Here is a 17,376-nt window from a genome sequence, read left to right on the forward strand (position 1 = left end):
CCTCAGAGATTCCGCTGGGCAGCGGTGGGAGGCGACACCGAACCAGCGCTTTAGCGGTATTTCGGAGTCTCGGCTGAGCGCTCCTCAGGGAGTCGATAAATCGATGATCCCGGCGCCCCGCAAGTAGCTGTTTAAATCGGCGCTTGCGGCAATCCTAGTGAAAGCTGGCGCGAACTGTCAATCGTCAATCCAGCACAATTACCCATCAACCCGAAAAAGCAGGCATTAAAAAGCCCGCCCCAGCACAGACTCATGCTGGGGCGGGCTTTTGCCAGGCAGGTTGAGGTTAGTCAGCCAGTTGCTGATCGACAGACAACTTGCCGGCACCTTCGAGCAGAATCGCCAGGCTTGCGACCAGCAAGGTCAGGGCGAATTCGTAACCGTTGTTGCTCATGAACAAGCCATTGCCGATATGCACCGAGAAAATCGCCACCACCATTGTGAATGCCAGCGCTACAGCAGCCGGGCGCACCAGCAAGCCGATAACTAAAGCCAGGCCACCAAAGAACTCGGCGCTGCCGCTGAGCAAAGCCAGCAAGTAGCCAGGCGTCATGCCAAGGCTTTCCAGCCATCCCGCGACACCGGCCAGGCCTGGGCCATCAAACCAGCCAAAGAGCTTTTGAGCGCCGTGCGCGGCGAAGATCAAGCCCACGACAATACGCAAGATTGTCAGGCCATAACCGGCTTGGGTAGCGGTGATTTTGTGCAGTAGGTTGTTCATGTTTATTGCCCTGAGTGAGAGTTGATGGACGCTATACTAACCACAAAATTAGATAATCAAAGCGGATAAAATCGCTAATTAAAATCAAGTTATTCGATTATTTACGCGAACTCACTTCACCCTTGTGCGGCTCTAGCAGGTACCGCTCACGGGAAAATGCCAAATAGTATTTGTTCACACTATTAACATAGCTCACCACGCCCATTCCCATCTGCTCCATCGCGATCCGCTCAACCTGAAAGAACCATTGATTGGGATTCAGACCGCGCCGCTTGGCCTCGGCGCGCATGCTTTGTACACGTTGCGGGCCCAGGTTGTAGCCCGCCAGAACAAAGGCCATCCGCTCACGTTCGTTGAGTTGAGCGCTGCTGAAAAAGCCGCGGCGAATCTTCGCCAGATAGCGGGCACTGGCGCGCACATTGTTATCGAGCACCCCGATATTGCTCACGCCCACGCTGCGTGCCGCGATTGGCGTCACCTGCATCAACCCGGTCGCGCCGCCATAGCCTCGCGCAGCCGGATTTAGCGTTGATTCCTTGAACGCCAGCGCTGCCAGCGTCAGCCAGTCGAAGCCCTGCTCTTGCGCATGTTTTTGCAACACTGGGCGCACCGACTCCAAACGCTTGCGCTCGGTTCTGCCCAGCGGGTAATGCACTTTGTACAGCCGCCGGTAAACGCGCTGGAATGCCGTATCCGGATCGACGGGGCTGCGGTAGGCGCGGAAGAAACGGTCAATACTGGCACTCAGCAACGGCGCATCACGGCGCACAAACCAACGCATATCGCCATCTTTGGACAGCACCAGTTTGTATTCGATACGCAGTTTGGGCATGACCTTGGCCCAGCGCTGGGCAATTGGTAATTCGACTGCCGTGACGTTGAAAATCCCGGCTTGGACCATCTCCAGCACATCCTCAACGGCCAGCGTCGGGTCCACCCATTCGATCACGATAGGCGCCATTTTTTTCATCAGAAGCGTGCTATTAAGCGCCTGAATTGCAGTGCCTGCTACGCTGCCTGCCGGCAGGGCAATACTGCGCCCGGATAATTGCTCCAGGCGCGTATAACGACGATCGCCAACCCGTCCGACCAGAACCACCGGGACGTTTTCGCGGATAGGCTTACTTGCCGTCACCTGCGCGCCCCCGCGCACATCCAGCAGTTCACCTGGCGCGACCAGATCACCCTCACCGCGCTGCAAAGCACCCAGTAACTGATCCTTGGCCTTGGGGATAATTTTCAGCTTCAGCTGCCTGCCGTTACGCGACTCACGATTGAGAAACTGCTCATAAGCCCGAAGGCGATGGTACTCAACGCCGATGCTCTCACCCTTGACCTCGCCAGAGCTGTTGCGGCTCTGGTTGATCAAGACGCGCAATTCACCGCTGGCGCGGATGTTTTCGAGATCACGTGTCGCCACGGGCTTGCCAATTTCCAGAGGTCCAGCCACGCGCGCAGCCGCCACTAAAGGCAGCAACAGCAGGCTCAAGACCAACAAAAATCGCGCCATCAAGGCTCCAGGACAGGGTTTGCTTGCATCATAAATGCGGGGATAAACCGCTTGCGCCCGCTTCAAGGGGCGCGGAGATTCTCACAGCCGGGCAAATGACGCCAGACCAACCCGACAAACAACATCACCAAAACAATGTAACCAACTGTATTTGTTGGATTTTTTTATTTTGCAAAAGCTCTGCTATGCTGCGCATCCTGACCTACAGGTAGCACCATGCAACTCATCGACATCGGCGTCAATCTGACCCACCCAAGCCTTGCCGACCAATTGGACAGCATAATCAGCCGCGCGTATGACAGTAATGTCATGCAAATGGTTCTGACCGGTACCGATCTCGCTGGAAGCGAACTGAGTCTAGAACTTTGTCGCGCACTCGACGCCAATGGCCAGCAACTTTTTTCCACGGCGGGAATTCATCCACACTCTGCCAGTGAATGGAACAGCGATTGCCGCCAGCAATTGCGCAATTTGCTCAGTGAACCCGAGGTGCGAGCCGTCGGCGAATGTGGCCTGGATTTCAATCGCGATTTCTCGCCTCGCCCGCAACAAGAGAAAGTGCTTGAAGAGCATCTGGAACTGGCCGTCGAATTGAACATGCCGGTGTTCCTGCACGAACGCGATGCCGATCAGCGACTGCTCGAAATAGTCGCTAATTACCGCGACCACCTGCCAGCGGCCGTGGTGCATTGCTTTACCGGCGAAAAGCGTGCGCTGTTCAATTATCTCGACCTCGACTTGCACATTGGTATCACTGGCTGGATCTGCGATGAGCGCCGCGGTACGCACCTGCATGCACTGGTGTCCAACATCCCCAAAGGACGCCTGATGCTGGAAACGGACTCGCCGTTCTTGCTGCCGCGCACCCTGCGCCCGAAACCCAAGAACGGTCGCAACCAACCAGCATTCCTCACTGAAGTGCTGCGTGAAGTCGCGCTGCACCGCAACGAGAGCCTCGAAGCACTGGCCGCGCACACCACGGCAACCGCAAGGCAATTTTTCTCACTGCCGGCTGTCCCAGCCGCGCAAAATATCGAGCACTGACCGGGCCGCCTGCGGCGGTCTATCTCGTCGATAGCCAGGTTCAATTCGCCTTGGCGCTGCCCTCACGCATAAGCTTTATCCAGCCACAGGAGAACGCTCATGCCCAGCACCGCCCAAGCCGTTATTGATACCCCAACCAGCTCGACCCAACAGCATGCGCAGCGTCTCTGCGCTGGCGCCTTGCTGCTCACGGCGAGCCTGATCCTGATTGATGGTTTGCTCAGCCTTCAGCTAACCAACGTCGCCTTGGCCCTGTTAGGTGGCGCCGCTGCGGTGGCTGTCATACCGTGTAGCAACTTGAAACCGACTGGCCCCCAGCCCGCAAGCTGCTGATTTAGGGCGCTTTCACTCACGTTGTCACTTTCAAGCTATTTCGTTTCGTCTGATACGAATGGCAATCTGATCGTTAAATGCAATAGCATTCTTGTTTTTAGCGGCATCTGAACCTTAGTTAGTGGCTGATCGCCGCTTGTTCGCCGCAGTCAACGAGGACGACGTATGTCGCTACAGCGACATTTCTGGGCCATGATGGCCATTGTAATGCTGCCTGCGCTTGCACTCGCGGGCGGTGATGCCTATCCAGTCGACAGGCCCGCGCTGGTTCTGCACCTGAGCGATAACCAGACGGTCCAGCTCACCTTGCAGGATCTGGCTAAATTACCCAAGCGCAGCCTGACGGTTCAAGACAGCCCCGCCTCAGCGCCTGTTGAGTGGACTGGGGTCGATGCTGACGCCCTGTTCAACAGCCTTAATCTGCAGTCACCGCCCTACAAGCTCCTCCGCTTGCAGGCTCTCAACTTTTACTCAGTGCTGGTCCCGCGGTCGGACATCGAACAATTCCACCCCATCATTGCCTACGCCCGCAATGGCCAGCCAGTGCCTGCCCACAAGTCCGGTCCGCTGTTCTGGATCTATCCCTTCGATGATTACCCCGAACTGCGCACGCAAATCCATTTCAGCCGTGCAGTCTGGCAATTGAGTGATATTTATTTTGAGTAGTTTCTGATGCCTGCATTGATGCTGAGTAGATCCCAAAAGAACCTCGCCCTGAGTGTGCTGGTTCTCATCGTGGTAACCATGCTCGGGCTGCTTACCGCCGCCTTGTTACTCGCCGGACAACAAGCCAACCAACTTGCCGCGCCCAACCTGCACGGTGAGCTTTGGCGCGCGTATCAGACCACCCGCGAGATGGAGCTCACCCTTAAAGCGGCCCGGCAATACCAACAAGGGGAAATCAGCGGCGATGATTTAGTAGTCCGCGTACAAGTTCTGCGCAGCAGTACCCGCAGGCTCCAGAACAGCAAAATATTCAGCGCCCTGCCCTTGCCGCGCCCGCGCGCCGATGAGGCGCTGGCAAGAATTATCAGCCTCAGCTCCGCTTGGAATAAACAGGCACACTTCGCGGATGAACAAGCCGCAAAGCGCCTGGCAATTCAGATAAACCGCGATATGGCGCCACTGATCGAACCCATGCACGAGGTGATGATCGCCAGCAATATCTCTCTGGCCAACAAACTCGATCATGACCGCCAGCTGCTGTACAAAAGCTTTCGCTACATTGGCTGGGCGTTGATCGGTTTGCTGATCGGCTCGACCTTGCTGGTTGCAAGGCTGATTTACAACTATCGCCAAGCCCGACAGCTGTCGAACCGGCTGAGCGAGCTTAATCATACGCTGGAAGACCGGGTCGCTATGCGCACCCTTGAGCTCAGCGAAGAACAACGCGTTCTGAACCAGATCCTGCAAGCCAGCCCGAGTGATGTGGCGTTCTTCAGCGCCGACGGCGACGAGGTTTACTTTATTAGCGAAGGCTTGCAATCGAGCTTGCTGAGCCCTTCATCTACGTTTGAGTACGCCCAGTTTTTTGCCGACCCCGCCGATGCTGAACGCTTTCACGCCAACTTGATCAACGACAATCAGGTCGATGATCTCGAGGCGCTGCTCCGCGGCCCAAGCGCACCCTACTACGCAGTGATTTCAGGACGCGTACTTGAGCACAAGGGCCGCCCTGCCCACCTGATCTGGTGTTATGACATCAGCATGCGCAAACAAATGGAAGAGTCACTGTTGGCGCTGGCCAACACCGATGCCCTGACAGGCCTCGACAACCGTCACTCGTTCTGGCGCAAGGGCGAAGCGTTGCTGCATTACACGAGGCGAACAGAACAGCATTGTGTAGCGCTGATGCTCGACATTGACCATTTCAAGCAAATCAATGACAAATACGGGCATCAGGCTGGCGATCTCGCCCTGCAAAAGGTGGCGAGCGAGTTGCAATTAGGCGTCCGTGAAAACGACATCCTCGGCCGTATTGGCGGCGAGGAGTTCGTGGTCTTGCTGCCGCATATCAGCACCGAGCAGGCCATGCCAATTGCCGAACGCCTGCGCAGCAACATTGAAGCCTTGCACCTGCCGCTCGGCAACGGCCAGTACCACTCACTGACCCTGAGCATTGGTCTGGCGAGCATGCTCACCCATGAGTCACTTGATCAGTTGCTCAACCGCGCAGACATTGCGCTTTATGAAGCCAAAGCAGCCGGGCGCAACCGCATTAGCATTTGCCCAGCGCCGGCACTTAAGCAAACACAGCCACTGCCTGTCGACTGATAGCCATCAACTCGCCGCTTGGCGTCCACATCGCCGCAGCGACATGGCCATAACCGTCGCGGGCATATTCAATCTGCGCGCGGTACAGGCACCAGTCCAGCGTTGTTAACTCGGCAACCGGCTGCATGAATTCGATGGTCCAGGTCAGCGAGCTGCCGGGCGCAGGCGTGCTCAGGCGCGGCAGCAAGGCCGGCGGCCAGGCATCCACCAGCGCCAGAATGTGCGCCTCGTCAATGCTGCAAACCTGATCCTCACCGCGCAGACGCACCCAGCCGCCCATTTCACGGTCTTCATTGCGCGTGTAAGGCATACCGCCAATCCCCCAGCGCATGGCCAGAAAGCGGATAAATTCGGGGGTAACGCCCTCGATATAGGGCAACTCGGTACAGGCCTCTGGCGCTGCGATTTGCGGAGCCGGCAACGCGCCGACGCTGATAATGGATTCGCGCGCGGCGCCAAAGCTGCCCTGAATCAGCGTCATCACTTGACCGTTCTGCACAGCACGGCCCATGACCTGAGAAACCGCTTTGCCTTCGCGCAGCACTTCAACTTCAAAACTCACCGCCACATCGGGCGCAACCGGACCGACAAAGGTAATCGCCAGCGAGCGAACCTGACGTCCTTGCGCCACTTTATTGCGCATGGCCTGATAAACGAGGGCAGCGACCAGGCCACCAAAGCTGGCACGTCCCTGCGCCCAGAGCGAAGGAATAACAACCTCGTTAGTACCGCCGCGAACGGCTGTCAGCAATTGCGTGAAAGTCATAAAAGCCTCGTCCTGATCCATTGCGCGAGTCTATGAGACTTCAGCTCATTTGCGAAGGTATCTCGAAAAGGCTCAAATTCGCGGTATGCAGGACAGGCCACGTCGCTTAAGGCGTGCAGATTATCGGGCATGCCAAGGCTGACCGGATGCGCCGGACAAAAGGCTTAAAAGCCCTCTGTTTGTGCGCCAGTGATTCAGGCCATTTGCGCCTGTAACCGCACCACGACATCCGTGCATGCCTGCTCGCACCCTTGCAGGCTGGCAGACCAGACGCCGGCGCAAGCCTGCAGATCTGGCTCGGTTTGAGCGCGGTGCAACCACTGCAAGTGATCGTGCCAAGTGCCTAAGGAGGATTGCGCCCGCTTCAATGTTGCCTGCTGGCGGGTCGATAAACCGCAGAGTTGTGGATACGCCTGGGCGCCATAACGAACACGTTTGACCAGCAAGCGCAGCTCATGCCAGTCCAGTGCTTCGCTGTGCAGCAGCGTACGCAGGCGCTGCTGGTCTTTGCGCAAACGCTTGTGAAGATGCGCGCGAAGCTGCTTGAGTTCGCCTAGCAGCTCGCTGGCCAACCAGTCTGCCGGCCAGGCCTCTAATGCCTGCAATAACTCAAGCGTCTGCTGACTGCAAGCAACACCTGCGTAGCCCTGCACCACACGCTCTGCGCGGGCACGAGCCGCGTGCTGGTCGCCCAAACGCCACAGCTCGGCCTCAAGCACTTCCAGATCGCGCAATGGGCCGGTAAGGGTGCCGAGCGCCGCCGCGCTTCTCTGCAGCTCCATGCAACTGGCGCGATCCCCCACCGGTTTGAGCAGGCTGCGCAGCTTACGCAGATTGATTCGCAGATCGTGCAAAGCCTCGGCATCGGTTCTTGCCCTGACACGTTCAACACAGGCGATAATTGCCACATGCAAACGAATCACCTGCTCCCGTAAATCCTTGGTCAGCGCGCTCAAGTTTCACTCCCTCGCAACATTATGCTTGCATCAGACTAGCTCATTGCCAGCACGGGCTCATTGCTGGCGATCAAGCCGGCTCAAGCGCAGTGGCAGCGCGCGGCGTAATTGACGTAACTGACTGCGCAACAACTTGGGATCAATCGACTCACCCGCGTAATACTGCGCCTCGAATGAGCGATAGAACTGAATAATTTCTGGCGCCTGACGCGGCAAGGCAATTGCCGCACGCCGGGCAAAATGCCCCGGCACTTCGCCAGCTTTGCGATAAATCCCGTGGCGCCTCAGCAAGCGCTCGAACTGGCTGAACAAGCGCTGCTCAGGCGCGCCGTTGCGTATCCATGGTTTGAATAACCACAGAGCAATGAACGCTAAAAACAGTGCGCCACCGCCGACCAGACTGATGATCAGCTCACGCGCCTCCACACGCCCGAACCAGCGCTGCAACAGCTCAAGTTGCTGTGCGCCCTGATACCCAAGCACCCAACGCTGCCAGCTGTAATTGAGATTATCCCAGGCCAGACGGATTTGGTTGAGCCAGGCCAGCTTGCGAAACCGTAACGGCGAGAACGGCGAACCCTCCATGAAGCTCTCTTCCCCGGCCAGCGCTTGCTCAAGGCCGGACTCTATACGTTCGGGCGCCACCTGAAACGTCGGATCGACACTTACCCAACCACGATCTGGCTGCCAGTATTCAACCCAGGCGTGAGCGTCGAACTGGCGAACCTGCACGTAATTGCCGTTGGGGTTGTACTCGCCGCCCTGATACCCCGCCACCACGCGGGACGGGATGCCGGCGGCGCGCAGGACAAAGGTCATGGCGCCGGCATAGTGGGCGCAGAACCCCCGGCGCGAGTCGAATAGAAAGTCATCGACACTGTCACGGCTCATTTGCGGCGGCCGCAAGGTGTAAACAAACGGTTGCTGATTGAAGTGCTTAAGCAGCGCATTGACCAACTGCTCATCCTGCGGATATTGCTGGCGCAGCTCCCGCGCCCATTGGCGGCTGCGCGGGTCGACGTTGGCAGGCAACTGCAGGGCGCGGCGCAAGCCGGTGCTTGAGCCGTGCGGTTCGCGCAGAGCTTGCGGCCACGAGGTCACTTGATAGAGCAAACTGCGTTCGACCGGCTTGCTGCGCTGCAAGCGGAAATCACTCAATTGCCGGGTCTGCGGCAATGACGTCTCGGCCACATCCAATGCAAATAGCCAGGGCTGAGAGCTGGGCTGCATGACGATGCTGTAGCTCACCGGATCACCGGCCTTTTGCCAGTCTGGCGAGGGCGAATAATTCAGTGCTGAGGATTGCGACCAGCGCCTGCCATCGAAACGGTCCAAGGTCAGCGCCCGCCAATACAACTCGGTTCGCGGCGGCACCTCGCCGTCAAAGCTGGCCCTGAACGCCAACGCGCCGGAGCGGCTCAAATCGGCAATATCGCCTGGCGTCATACTGTCGGACAGCCCGGTTACCGCATTCCCACCGGGCATGGGCAACGACCAGAGTGGACCGATGCGCGGAAAGAACACGAACAGCAACAGCATGATCGGCAGCGCCTGCAACATCAGTCCCGCGGCTAACTTCGCCGTGTCCCACGGACGGCTGGCGAGGCTGCTTTGCTGCAAACCGATCAGTCCGGCGAGAAGCGCGGTGACCGGCAGCACGCTGTACAGTGCCGCGGTGATGCTGTCATCAAACAGGTAAGCGGTAACCACCACAAAGAAACCGAGAAATATCAGCACCAGAGCATCACGGCGCGTGCGCATCTCGAGTAATTTGAGAATAAACGCACCCACCAACAGCACCACGCCGGCATCCAGGCCAATCAAGCTGCCCCGACTGAGAAACACCCCGCAGCCAGTGGCGATCATCAGTCCTAACTTGAGCAGCGTGCTCGGGTAATTGGCGCGCATGCGAAATATCTGCACGCGCCAAGCCGCACAACCCAACCACAAGCCGATCACCCACAGCGGCAAGTGACTCAGGTGCGGCAGAATCACCAATACCTGCGCCACCAACAGCCACGTCAGGCTGATGCGCGGAATAACCTGAATCTGGCTCATTGGCTGAGCCCTGTCAGGGCCAATGCGCGCAAACAGGCCTGACAATGAACGTCACCGGTGTCTGCCGCGATTTGCTTATCATCAAGGCGCAGCGAAAACGGTTGGTGGCGCTCGGTATATTGCAGCACCCAATAACAAAGCACCGAAAGCCGATACTCTTGATCGCCCGACAGCGCGGCGATGTCCAGGCACGTTTGACTGCCGCCGAGGCTGGCGAAATCCTTTACCAGTAAACCCATGCCCCGCGAATAGGCCTTCCAGTGCAGGCGCTTGCGTGAATCGCCGGCCTGATAACTGCGCAATCCCTGAAAGTCATCGGCGCCATCGGCCGACACGCGCAGTCCCTGTTCGTCTTCATCGCCAACGCTAGCCATCACGGGCGGTAAATCAGCGGCGATCGGTTGCGGGTAAACCAGCGCTTGTTGATCGAGATCGACCCAGCTCCAGGCTTTCAACAAGCCCAACGGAAAGCCACTTTCGACGCGCATTCTTGGCGCTTTCAACCAACCCCGTTGCGTGGTCAGCAGCGACAGTTCTGCCGGCGTACTCGCCTGTGGCGGCACATCCACAATCAACGGCGGCTCATCTGCGAACCCCAGACTAATCGCCTGATGCGCGTGGTTAAGACTTTCCAGCGTCACCTGATAACGCACATGCTCACCGACAAACACGGTGTTAGCACCCGCGGCGCGCAGCACCAAGCCGGAGAGGTTACGGTAGGTGTGCAGGATTGCCACGATGAACACTGAGCCGAGCAGAAAGGTCAGCGCGTAGGCCAAGCTATTTTGATAGTTGATGGCCGCCAGCAACATCAACGTCAGCGCCAGCAAGAACATCACGCCGACTTTGCTCGGCACAATAAATATCCGCCGCTGAGTGAGCCGCACCCGGCTGGAAGCCGGCAAGCGCCGGGTCAGCCAGCGATTCCAGCGCGCCTGCACAGCGGCGATCAAAGAGGTGTGACCTCGCGCAGCAAGCCTTGCACCAGCGTGCTGCCGCCATGTCCGGAAGGATCTGCGCGCTCACGCAGCCGATGGCCCACTACCGAAGGCAGCACCGCTTGCACGTCTTCCGGGATCACATAGTCGCGCCCGGCCAGGTACGCCCATGCACGGGAGGCTGCTAGCAATGCCAGGCTAGCCCGTGGCGACAGTCCCCAGGCAAATTGCGGCTGCGTGCGTGTGGCCTCAACCAGGCGCAGTACGTACTCCACCAGCGCATCGCTGACCCGCACCTTGGGCACCTCGGCTTGAATAGCGGCCAGTTCGCTGTGATCCAGAACGGCCGAAATCTGCGGCAGCAACGCACGCCGCGAATCCCCCAGCAGCAACGCCTTTTCAGCGCCACGCGCCGGGTATCCGAGCGACAGACGCATCAGGAAGCGATCAAGTTGTGATTCGGGCAAGGCAAAAGTGCCGCCCTGACTGACCGGGTTCTGCGTCGCAATCACAAAGAAAGGATCGGGCAATGGCCGCGTGGCGCCCTCAATGGTGACCTGCCCCTCTTCCATGGCCTCAAGCAATGCGCTCTGACTTTTTGGCGTCGCCCGGTTTATTTCGTCAGCCAACACCAACTCGGCAAAGATCGGCCCCGGATGGAAGGTGAACTGACCGGAGTCCTTGTCGAAAACCGAGGTGCCAAGGATATCGCCCGGCAATAGATCGGAGGTGAACTGCACGCGCTGAAAGCTCAGGCCAAGCACCTTGGCCAAAGCATGACTGAGGGTGGTTTTGCCCATGCCGGGCAAGTCTTCGATTAGCAGGTGGCCCCGCGCCAACAAGCAAGCCAGCGCCAGCCTTACCTGAGGTTCTTTACCCAGCAAGACCTGATTTACGGCCTCAAGGCAAGCTTCCAGTTTTCTGCGCATCGAACACTCCTTATGCAAGTGTTTCGATGCTACTGGCAGCCGCGTCCGGGGCAAAGGCCCACGTAATGATTAATCACAAAACAGTGAACTTTAGCCGGGTCTGACCATTTCGAATGTTTCAAGGGTGCGGGTATAGGCAGCGCCGCCCAAACGGCCAACCAGGTCCATCTTGTGCGGGTCTACGCGGCCCTTGTCATTGAGTACGGCGTCGCTGACATGCGCCAACAGTACCTGCGCGAAAATCATGTGGCAGTTCGGCTTGTCGCGCGGATACGGCAGGATTTCTGCAACCTTGCACTCGAATGCAATCACCGAGTCCGTCACTCGCGGCGGTGCGATCAGGCGGCTGGCAGTGCTGCCAATCTGGCACCGCTCGAACTCGCTGACGCCGTGCTCAAACCCGGCAGAGCTGGCATTCATTTGCTCGGCTTGAGCAAAGCTGACCAATTGAATGACCAGCTCACCCGTGGCCTGCACATTGCGCAAGGTGTCTTTGAGGCTGCCGTCACCATGATGGTTGACGTTCACCATCAGCGTGGGTGGCTCATCACTGATCACCTGAAAGAAACTGAATGGAGCCAGATTGCTGACGCCTTCGCGGGAGATGCTCGACACCCAGGCAATGGGCCTTGGGGTAACGGTCGAGGCCAGCCAGCGATAAGCATCGAGGGGCGCCAACTGGCTAAAATCCAACTCCATCCAGTTTTCCTCCAACGGATTAAACAATTGCCGGGGCTTAACGACCCGCGCGGGACTCATCAATGTAGAACTGGGCTTTTTTGGCCTTGCTGGTGCAGCCTTCATAGGCTTCAAATTGCTGCTGGGTTTTCGCGGCGGTCAGCAGCGACAGTGCTTTGGAATAGCTGACGGTGCCAGCAAAACCTTCAGCCTTGGCCAAATCCAGATCATGCCATGCGGCGTCCAGTTGGCTCCCGCACGAATTGCGATAATCAGTTTTACCTGCACAGCCAACCAGTGCGGCAGCCATCAGCGCTATGCAAAAAATCGATTTCATGTGTGCAACTCCGTTTAGCAATTGGGATGATTCATTGACCAGCAGTATTCACCTGAGGTTCATTTAGCAGCGCGATGTTGCAGAAACTCGACAATTGCGGCTTGCTCGCCAACGAACTCGATACGCCCCGCTTTGTTCTCTCGCTGAAACACATACATCGGGTCGTAATACTCGACCAGCAAGGTCTCTATCCATTGCCGGTGAAGGCTTACATCGCCCTGCGTTTCCTGCTCCAGCAGCGCCTGCTGCATAATGGCGGCCAGACGTTGATAACGCTCACCGCCCAAACGCTTTTGAATGTTAGTCAAGCTTTGCATTAAACGCTCAGCAAAGGCTTTGAAGCCTTCTTCAGCGCCCTGCAGGTTAATGAACTCTGCACTCAAGTCGATGACATAATCTTGAAGAATGCGCGTTGTTCGACCTTCCACGCTGTCTTCGAGCCATACCAGCGGAAAGTGCTGCATGCCTTCGTACAGTGGCAGCGGTAACGAGCACTTGCCGATGATGCGTCCTTCATCCTCAAGAACAAACTGCTCCATGCCGGCGTTGCGCTTTTTCAGAATGTCGATGGCCAGGGCATTCTCAAAATCAATTTGCATCGGCTGCCCGGTGGCGCGTTTGCCAAAACTTGAGCCCCGGTGATTAGCATGGCCTTCAAGGTCAAGGCTGTTGCCGAGCTGGGCGATCACTTCGGTCTTGCCGGTGCCGGTCATGCCGCCGACCAACACGAAATTACACTGCGCCACGGCCTGATCAGTCGTGTCGATGAGGAAATTGCGCATGGCCTTGTAGCCGCCCACGACGCGCGGATACTCGATACCGGCATCGCTTTTCAGCCATTCTTGAACCAGTTGCGAGCGCAGGCCACCGCGAAAACAATAGAGGTAACCATTGGGATTGGCGGTGGCAAACTCAGCCCAACGCTGCACCCGTTCCTCGCGCGTTTTACCTTGCACCAATTGATGGCCCAGCTTGATAGCGGCGTCCTGACCGTGCTGTTTGTAGCAGGTGCCGACCTTCTGCCGCTCGATGTCGGTCATCAACGGCAAATTCACCACGTTGGGAAACGCGCCCTTGTTGAATTCCACGGGCGCGCGGGCGTCCATCATCGGGCTGTCGTTGAGGAAGATCTGCCGGTAATCACTGCAATTGTCGCGCATCAGATAACCTCGACAGCGTATGTCTGTCGCTCGCGCAGCTGGCCAATCGGCTGCAATTGCAGGTTCAGCCCTTGCGCACAGGCGAGAAACTCAGCCTCGCCTTCTGGCGTTACCGCAACCAGCAAACCGCCGCTGGTTTGCGGGTCGCACAGCAGCAGTTTGTGCAACTCAGGCAACGGCGCAATTTTTTCGCCGTAGCTGTCGAAGTTACGCAAGGTGCCACCCGGAATGCAGCCCTGATCGAGGTAATACTCAACGCTTTCAATACGCGGTACACGGGCGTATTCGACCTCGGCCGTAAGACCGCTGCCCTCGGCTATTTCCAGCAGGTGACCAAGCAGGCCGAAGCCGGTGACGTCGGTCATGGCGGTGACGCCAGCCAATTTGCCGAAGTGACTGCCGGCCTTGTTCAGGGTGCACATCCAGTCGCGTGCCAGACCGATGTCGGCCTCGCGCAGCTTGGCCTTTTTCTCGGCCGTAGTCAGAATGCCGATGCCCAGCGGTTTGGTCAGGTACAGTTTGCAGCCTAACGTCGCGGTGTCGTTGCGCTTCATGTAGCGCTTCTCGACCAGGCCAGTTACCGCCAGGCCGAAGATCGGCTCGGGGGCGTCAATCGAATGGCCGCCCGCCAGGGTAATCCCGGCTTCGTCGCAAACCGCACGGCCGCCACGGATGACCTCACGGGCAACCTCAGGGGCCAGCACATTGACTGGCCAGCCGAGAATGGCAATCGCCATCAACGGATCACCGCCCATGGCGTAGATATCGCTGATCGCGTTGGTGGCAGCAATACGTCCGAAGTCATAAGGATCATCGACAATCGGCATGAAAAAGTCGGTAGTCGAGACCACGCCACGCTCACCATCAATGCCGTAGACCGCCGCGTCATCGCGCGAGGCATTGCCGACCCACAAATTGGGGTCGAGGTTCTGCGCCCCGCTCCCGGCGAGGATCACATCGAGGACTTTGGGAGAAATCTTGCAACCACAGCCGGCGCCGTGGCTGTATTGGGTCAAACGAATGGGCTCGCTCATAAATCCTCTGTTCTCGTCGACGGGCGGCGGCATTCTAGCAAATACGCGCACAACGCTCGCGATTCAAGCGCCTGTCTGGGCCAAATCTTTATGTTAACGGGGACGGCGTTTGCGTGCAGAACAAAGATCGGGTGATGCGTGGCGAGGCTAATCTGATAATGACGCGTATGATGACGCGTGGGCTTGGTTTTCTGGCCCATTATCTGCAGCAATATCGCGCATGCGTGCCGGTTTACCTCTGGCGCGGCGGGTTGCTGAACGACTATATTTTTGCGCCCGCGTCTCTGCGCGTTTGTTATTTAGGGGACGAAATTGACCAAGAAAAGAGTTGCACTGGTACTCGGCTCCGGCGGGGCTCGTGGCTATGCGCACATTGGCGTGATCGAGGAGTTGCAAGCCCGCGGCTATGATATTTCCTGCGTAGCCGGCTGTTCGATGGGAGCTGTGGTTGGCGGCATTTTTGCGGCTGGCAAGCTCAAGGAATACAGCGAGTGGACCCAGAGCCTGGATTATCTGGATGTATTGCGCCTGATTGACGTGAGTTTCCGGCTGGGCGCCATCCGCGGTGAAAAGGTGTTCGGGCATATCCGCGAAATCGTCGGCGATATCAATATCGAAGACCTCACCATTCCCTTCACGGCAGTGGCCACCGACCTGACCAATCAACAGGAAATCTGGTTTCAGGAAGGCTCACTGCATCAGGCCATGCGCGCATCGGCGGCAATCCCCAGCCTGTTCACCCCGGTGATTCAGGGCAAGCGCATGCTGGTCGATGGCGGCCTGCTGAATCCACTGCCTATCGTGCCGGTGGTTTCCAGCCACTGCGATCTGATCATTGCAGTCAATCTCAACTCGACCAATCAGCAAAATTATCAGTTGCCAGTCATTGAGCGCCCAGACGCCTTCAAGGGCCGCTTTGATCAACTGATGCTGTCGCTGAGCACCAAACTGCCGCAGTTCCGGCGCAAAGGCGGCGCCGATGACGAACTGTTGCTGCTCGAAGATCAGAGCGAAGCCGATGCGGTTTACCGGTCACCCGGTAAAGTGCGTGCCGAGCCCGAGGAAGAAGGCGCGCCGGTTTCCGCCAGCGGCTCGCGAGTCGCGGACATTTCCGGACCCGCCTCGTTGCTCGAATTGATCAACCAGAGCTTTGAAGTCATGCAGACCTCGCTTGCGCAGTACAAGATTGCGGGCTATCCGCCCGATATCCTGATTAACGTGCCCAAGCGTGCATGCCGGTTCTTCGAGTTCTACAAGGCACCGGAACTGATCATGCTCGGACGGCAGATTGCCAGCGACACGCTGGACCGTTACGAGAGCGGCAACTACCACGGCTAATGGTGGTTTGGCAGGCTGAGGACTCAGCCTGCCGGTTGGTCTGCTTGGTGGGTTTAGATTTGCTTTTCAGTGGGTGTCGGAGTGGTCAGGGCTGAATCGCCGGGCAGAATGACGCTTGGTACTGGGGGGCCGGCGACTGGTTTGCCAGCCACCGGTTTCCCGGCGACCCAGTCTGTAAGCAGGTTGTAGGCTACTGCTAGCAGGGTTGGGCCGAGGAACAGGCCCATGAAACCGAAGGCTAATATGCCGCCGAATACCCCGAGCAGTACGACAACCAATGGCAGGTTGCCGCCGCGGCTGATCAGGTAGGGTTTGAGAATGTTGTCGACGCCGCTGATGATCAGCACGCCCCACGCGCCCAGAAAAATCGCCATGCCGACACTGCCCTGCCAGGCCAGCCATGCAACGGCTGGGCCCCAGATGAGTGGCGGAACCATGATCAGGCTGAAGCCAAATGTCAGCACGCCGAGCAGCAACGCCCCCGGAATACCGGCAATCAAGAAACCGATATACGCCAACACTGCTTGCGCCACCGCGGTGCCGATAACGCCATTGACGACGCGTTGCACGGTGCCGGCAATCAAGTCCCGGTAATGTTCGGCGCGCTCGTCGATCAATCGCTCCAGCAGGCTTTCGGCAAATGCCGCGAGACGCGGGCCATCACGATAGAAGAAGAACAACAGAATCAAGCTCAGCCCGAGTTCGAGCACGTTACTGCCAATGCGCGCACTGCGGCCCAAAAGCCAGTTACCGATCTGCCCCAGATACGGTTGCAGCGTGGCAAACAACTGGGCGCCTTGTTCATCCACCGTATTCCAGGCGCGGATCATCCAGTCGCCAGCCAGTGGAATACTCGCCAACCAGTCGGGCGCAGGCGGCAGGCCGGTAAGCTGCAAGCTTTTGACCAGCGTGACGGCTTCACGCACGTGATCTGCCAGATTGAATCCGAGAAAACCCAGCGGCACGGCCACCAGCACAAACCAGCAAAATGTCAGGATGGCCGCTGCCAGCGCCTCGCGACCGCGCAACAGATGAGTCATGAAGCGCATGACCGGCCAGCTCGCAAACGCCAGAACTGCGGCCCAGAACAAAGCTCCCCAAAACGGCGCAAGCACCCACAAGCTGGCGCCCAGCAATCCAAGCAAAAGGATTTGCACCAGCAATCGATCATTATTGAGCATGCACCGCTCCAGCAGATTAACAACGCACAAGCCCCATGCGAATGCACAGGGCTTTTAGGGGTAAGTACGCAATAGTAGTGCTAACCGCCAGTGAAGCGACAGCGAAACGACAGTCGCCT

The 17,376-nt window shown here is 57.9% G+C and carries 17 protein-coding genes; 5 read left to right on the forward strand and 12 right to left on the reverse strand.

Annotated features, from left to right (window positions below; genetic code table 11):
- Positions 1 to 286: 286 nt before the first annotated feature.
- Complete coding sequence (locus tag BM395_RS00400; protein ID WP_069898719.1) at positions 287 to 721, reverse strand: DoxX family protein; 435 nt, start codon at positions 719 to 721, stop codon at positions 287 to 289.
- A gap of 97 nt (positions 722 to 818) precedes the next feature.
- Positions 819 to 2,231 carry an MltF family protein gene (locus BM395_RS00405; protein ID WP_090508506.1) on the reverse strand — a complete coding sequence of 471 codons (1,413 nt, stop codon included), beginning with the start codon at positions 2,229 to 2,231 and terminating at the stop codon, positions 819 to 821.
- 216 nt (positions 2,232 to 2,447) lie between these two features.
- On the opposite strand from BM395_RS00405, the gene BM395_RS00410 reads away from it, so the two are divergent.
- The 4 genes from BM395_RS00410 (at position 2,448) to BM395_RS00425 (ending at position 5,882) form a co-directional block, all read left to right on the forward strand.
- A complete protein-coding gene (locus BM395_RS00410; RefSeq protein ID WP_090508507.1) occupies positions 2,448 to 3,275 on the forward strand; it encodes a TatD family hydrolase in 828 nt (275 codons plus the stop codon).
- 99 nt (positions 3,276 to 3,374) lie between these two features.
- Positions 3,375 to 3,608, forward strand: a complete 234-nt coding sequence (locus tag BM395_RS00415) for a hypothetical protein (protein WP_090508508.1) — start codon at positions 3,375 to 3,377, stop codon at positions 3,606 to 3,608.
- Positions 3,609 to 3,773: 165 nt separating this feature from the next.
- Positions 3,774 to 4,274, forward strand: a complete 501-nt coding sequence (locus tag BM395_RS00420) for a putative pterin-binding protein (RefSeq protein ID WP_090508509.1) — start codon at positions 3,774 to 3,776, stop codon at positions 4,272 to 4,274.
- A gap of 18 nt (positions 4,275 to 4,292) precedes the next feature.
- Positions 4,293 to 5,882: a sensor domain-containing diguanylate cyclase gene (locus BM395_RS00425; protein WP_244528906.1), complete on the forward strand. Its 1,590-nt coding sequence runs from the start codon at positions 4,293 to 4,295 to the stop codon at positions 5,880 to 5,882.
- Here BM395_RS00425 and BM395_RS00430 read toward each other — a convergent pair.
- The 9 genes from BM395_RS00430 to selD all read right to left on the reverse strand — a co-directional run bounded on the left by BM395_RS00430 (position 5,851) and on the right by selD (position 14,738).
- Positions 5,851 to 6,648: an acyl-CoA thioesterase gene (locus tag BM395_RS00430; protein ID WP_090509155.1), complete on the reverse strand. Its 798-nt coding sequence runs from the start codon at positions 6,646 to 6,648 to the stop codon at positions 5,851 to 5,853. The genes BM395_RS00425 and BM395_RS00430 overlap by 32 nt on opposite strands.
- Before the next feature lie 194 nt (positions 6,649 to 6,842).
- The gene (locus BM395_RS00435; RefSeq protein ID WP_090508511.1) at positions 6,843 to 7,604 is read right to left on the reverse strand and encodes a CHAD domain-containing protein; all 762 of its coding nucleotides are present in this window, start codon (positions 7,602 to 7,604) and stop codon (positions 6,843 to 6,845) included.
- Between the two features lie 57 nt (positions 7,605 to 7,661).
- Entirely contained in the window at positions 7,662 to 9,662 is a 2,001-nt protein-coding gene (locus tag BM395_RS00440; RefSeq protein WP_090508512.1) for a transglutaminase TgpA family protein, read from the reverse strand.
- Positions 9,659 to 10,615 (reverse strand): DUF58 domain-containing protein, encoded by a 957-nt coding sequence (locus tag BM395_RS00445; RefSeq protein ID WP_090508513.1) that lies wholly within the window; start codon positions 10,613 to 10,615, stop codon positions 9,659 to 9,661. Before BM395_RS00445 ends, BM395_RS00440 begins: the two co-directional genes overlap by 4 nt.
- A complete protein-coding gene (locus BM395_RS00450; RefSeq protein WP_069898736.1) occupies positions 10,612 to 11,529 on the reverse strand; it encodes an AAA family ATPase in 918 nt (305 codons plus the stop codon). Before BM395_RS00450 ends, BM395_RS00445 begins: the two co-directional genes overlap by 4 nt.
- A gap of 90 nt (positions 11,530 to 11,619) precedes the next feature.
- On the reverse strand, positions 11,620 to 12,228 hold the full coding sequence (locus tag BM395_RS00455; RefSeq protein ID WP_090508514.1) for a flavin reductase family protein: 609 nt from the start codon (positions 12,226 to 12,228) through the stop codon (positions 11,620 to 11,622).
- 37 nt (positions 12,229 to 12,265) lie between these two features.
- Positions 12,266 to 12,544, reverse strand: a complete 279-nt coding sequence (locus BM395_RS00460) for a hypothetical protein (RefSeq protein ID WP_069898739.1) — start codon at positions 12,542 to 12,544, stop codon at positions 12,266 to 12,268.
- Positions 12,545 to 12,603: 59 nt separating this feature from the next.
- Positions 12,604 to 13,704 (reverse strand): tRNA 2-selenouridine(34) synthase MnmH, encoded by a 1,101-nt coding sequence (gene mnmH, locus BM395_RS00465; RefSeq protein WP_090508515.1) that lies wholly within the window; start codon positions 13,702 to 13,704, stop codon positions 12,604 to 12,606.
- Positions 13,704 to 14,738 carry a selenide, water dikinase SelD gene (gene selD / locus BM395_RS00470; RefSeq protein WP_069898741.1) on the reverse strand — a complete coding sequence of 345 codons (1,035 nt, stop codon included), beginning with the start codon at positions 14,736 to 14,738 and terminating at the stop codon, positions 13,704 to 13,706. The genes mnmH and selD overlap by 1 nt, the downstream gene beginning before the upstream one ends.
- A 312-nt stretch (positions 14,739 to 15,050) precedes the next feature.
- On the opposite strand from selD, the gene BM395_RS00475 reads away from it, so the two are divergent.
- Positions 15,051 to 16,076, forward strand: coding sequence for a patatin-like phospholipase family protein (locus tag BM395_RS00475; RefSeq protein ID WP_090508516.1), 1,026 nt, complete (start codon positions 15,051 to 15,053; stop codon positions 16,074 to 16,076).
- Positions 16,077 to 16,129: 53 nt separating this feature from the next.
- Here BM395_RS00475 and BM395_RS00480 read toward each other — a convergent pair whose 3' ends face one another.
- Positions 16,130 to 17,257, reverse strand: coding sequence for an AI-2E family transporter (locus BM395_RS00480; RefSeq protein ID WP_090508517.1), 1,128 nt, complete (start codon positions 17,255 to 17,257; stop codon positions 16,130 to 16,132).
- Positions 17,258 to 17,376 lie beyond the last annotated feature (119 nt).

The organism is Pseudomonas marincola (genome assembly GCF_900116605.1).
Taxonomy (GTDB): Bacteria; Pseudomonadota; Gammaproteobacteria; order Pseudomonadales; family Pseudomonadaceae; genus Aquipseudomonas; species Aquipseudomonas marincola.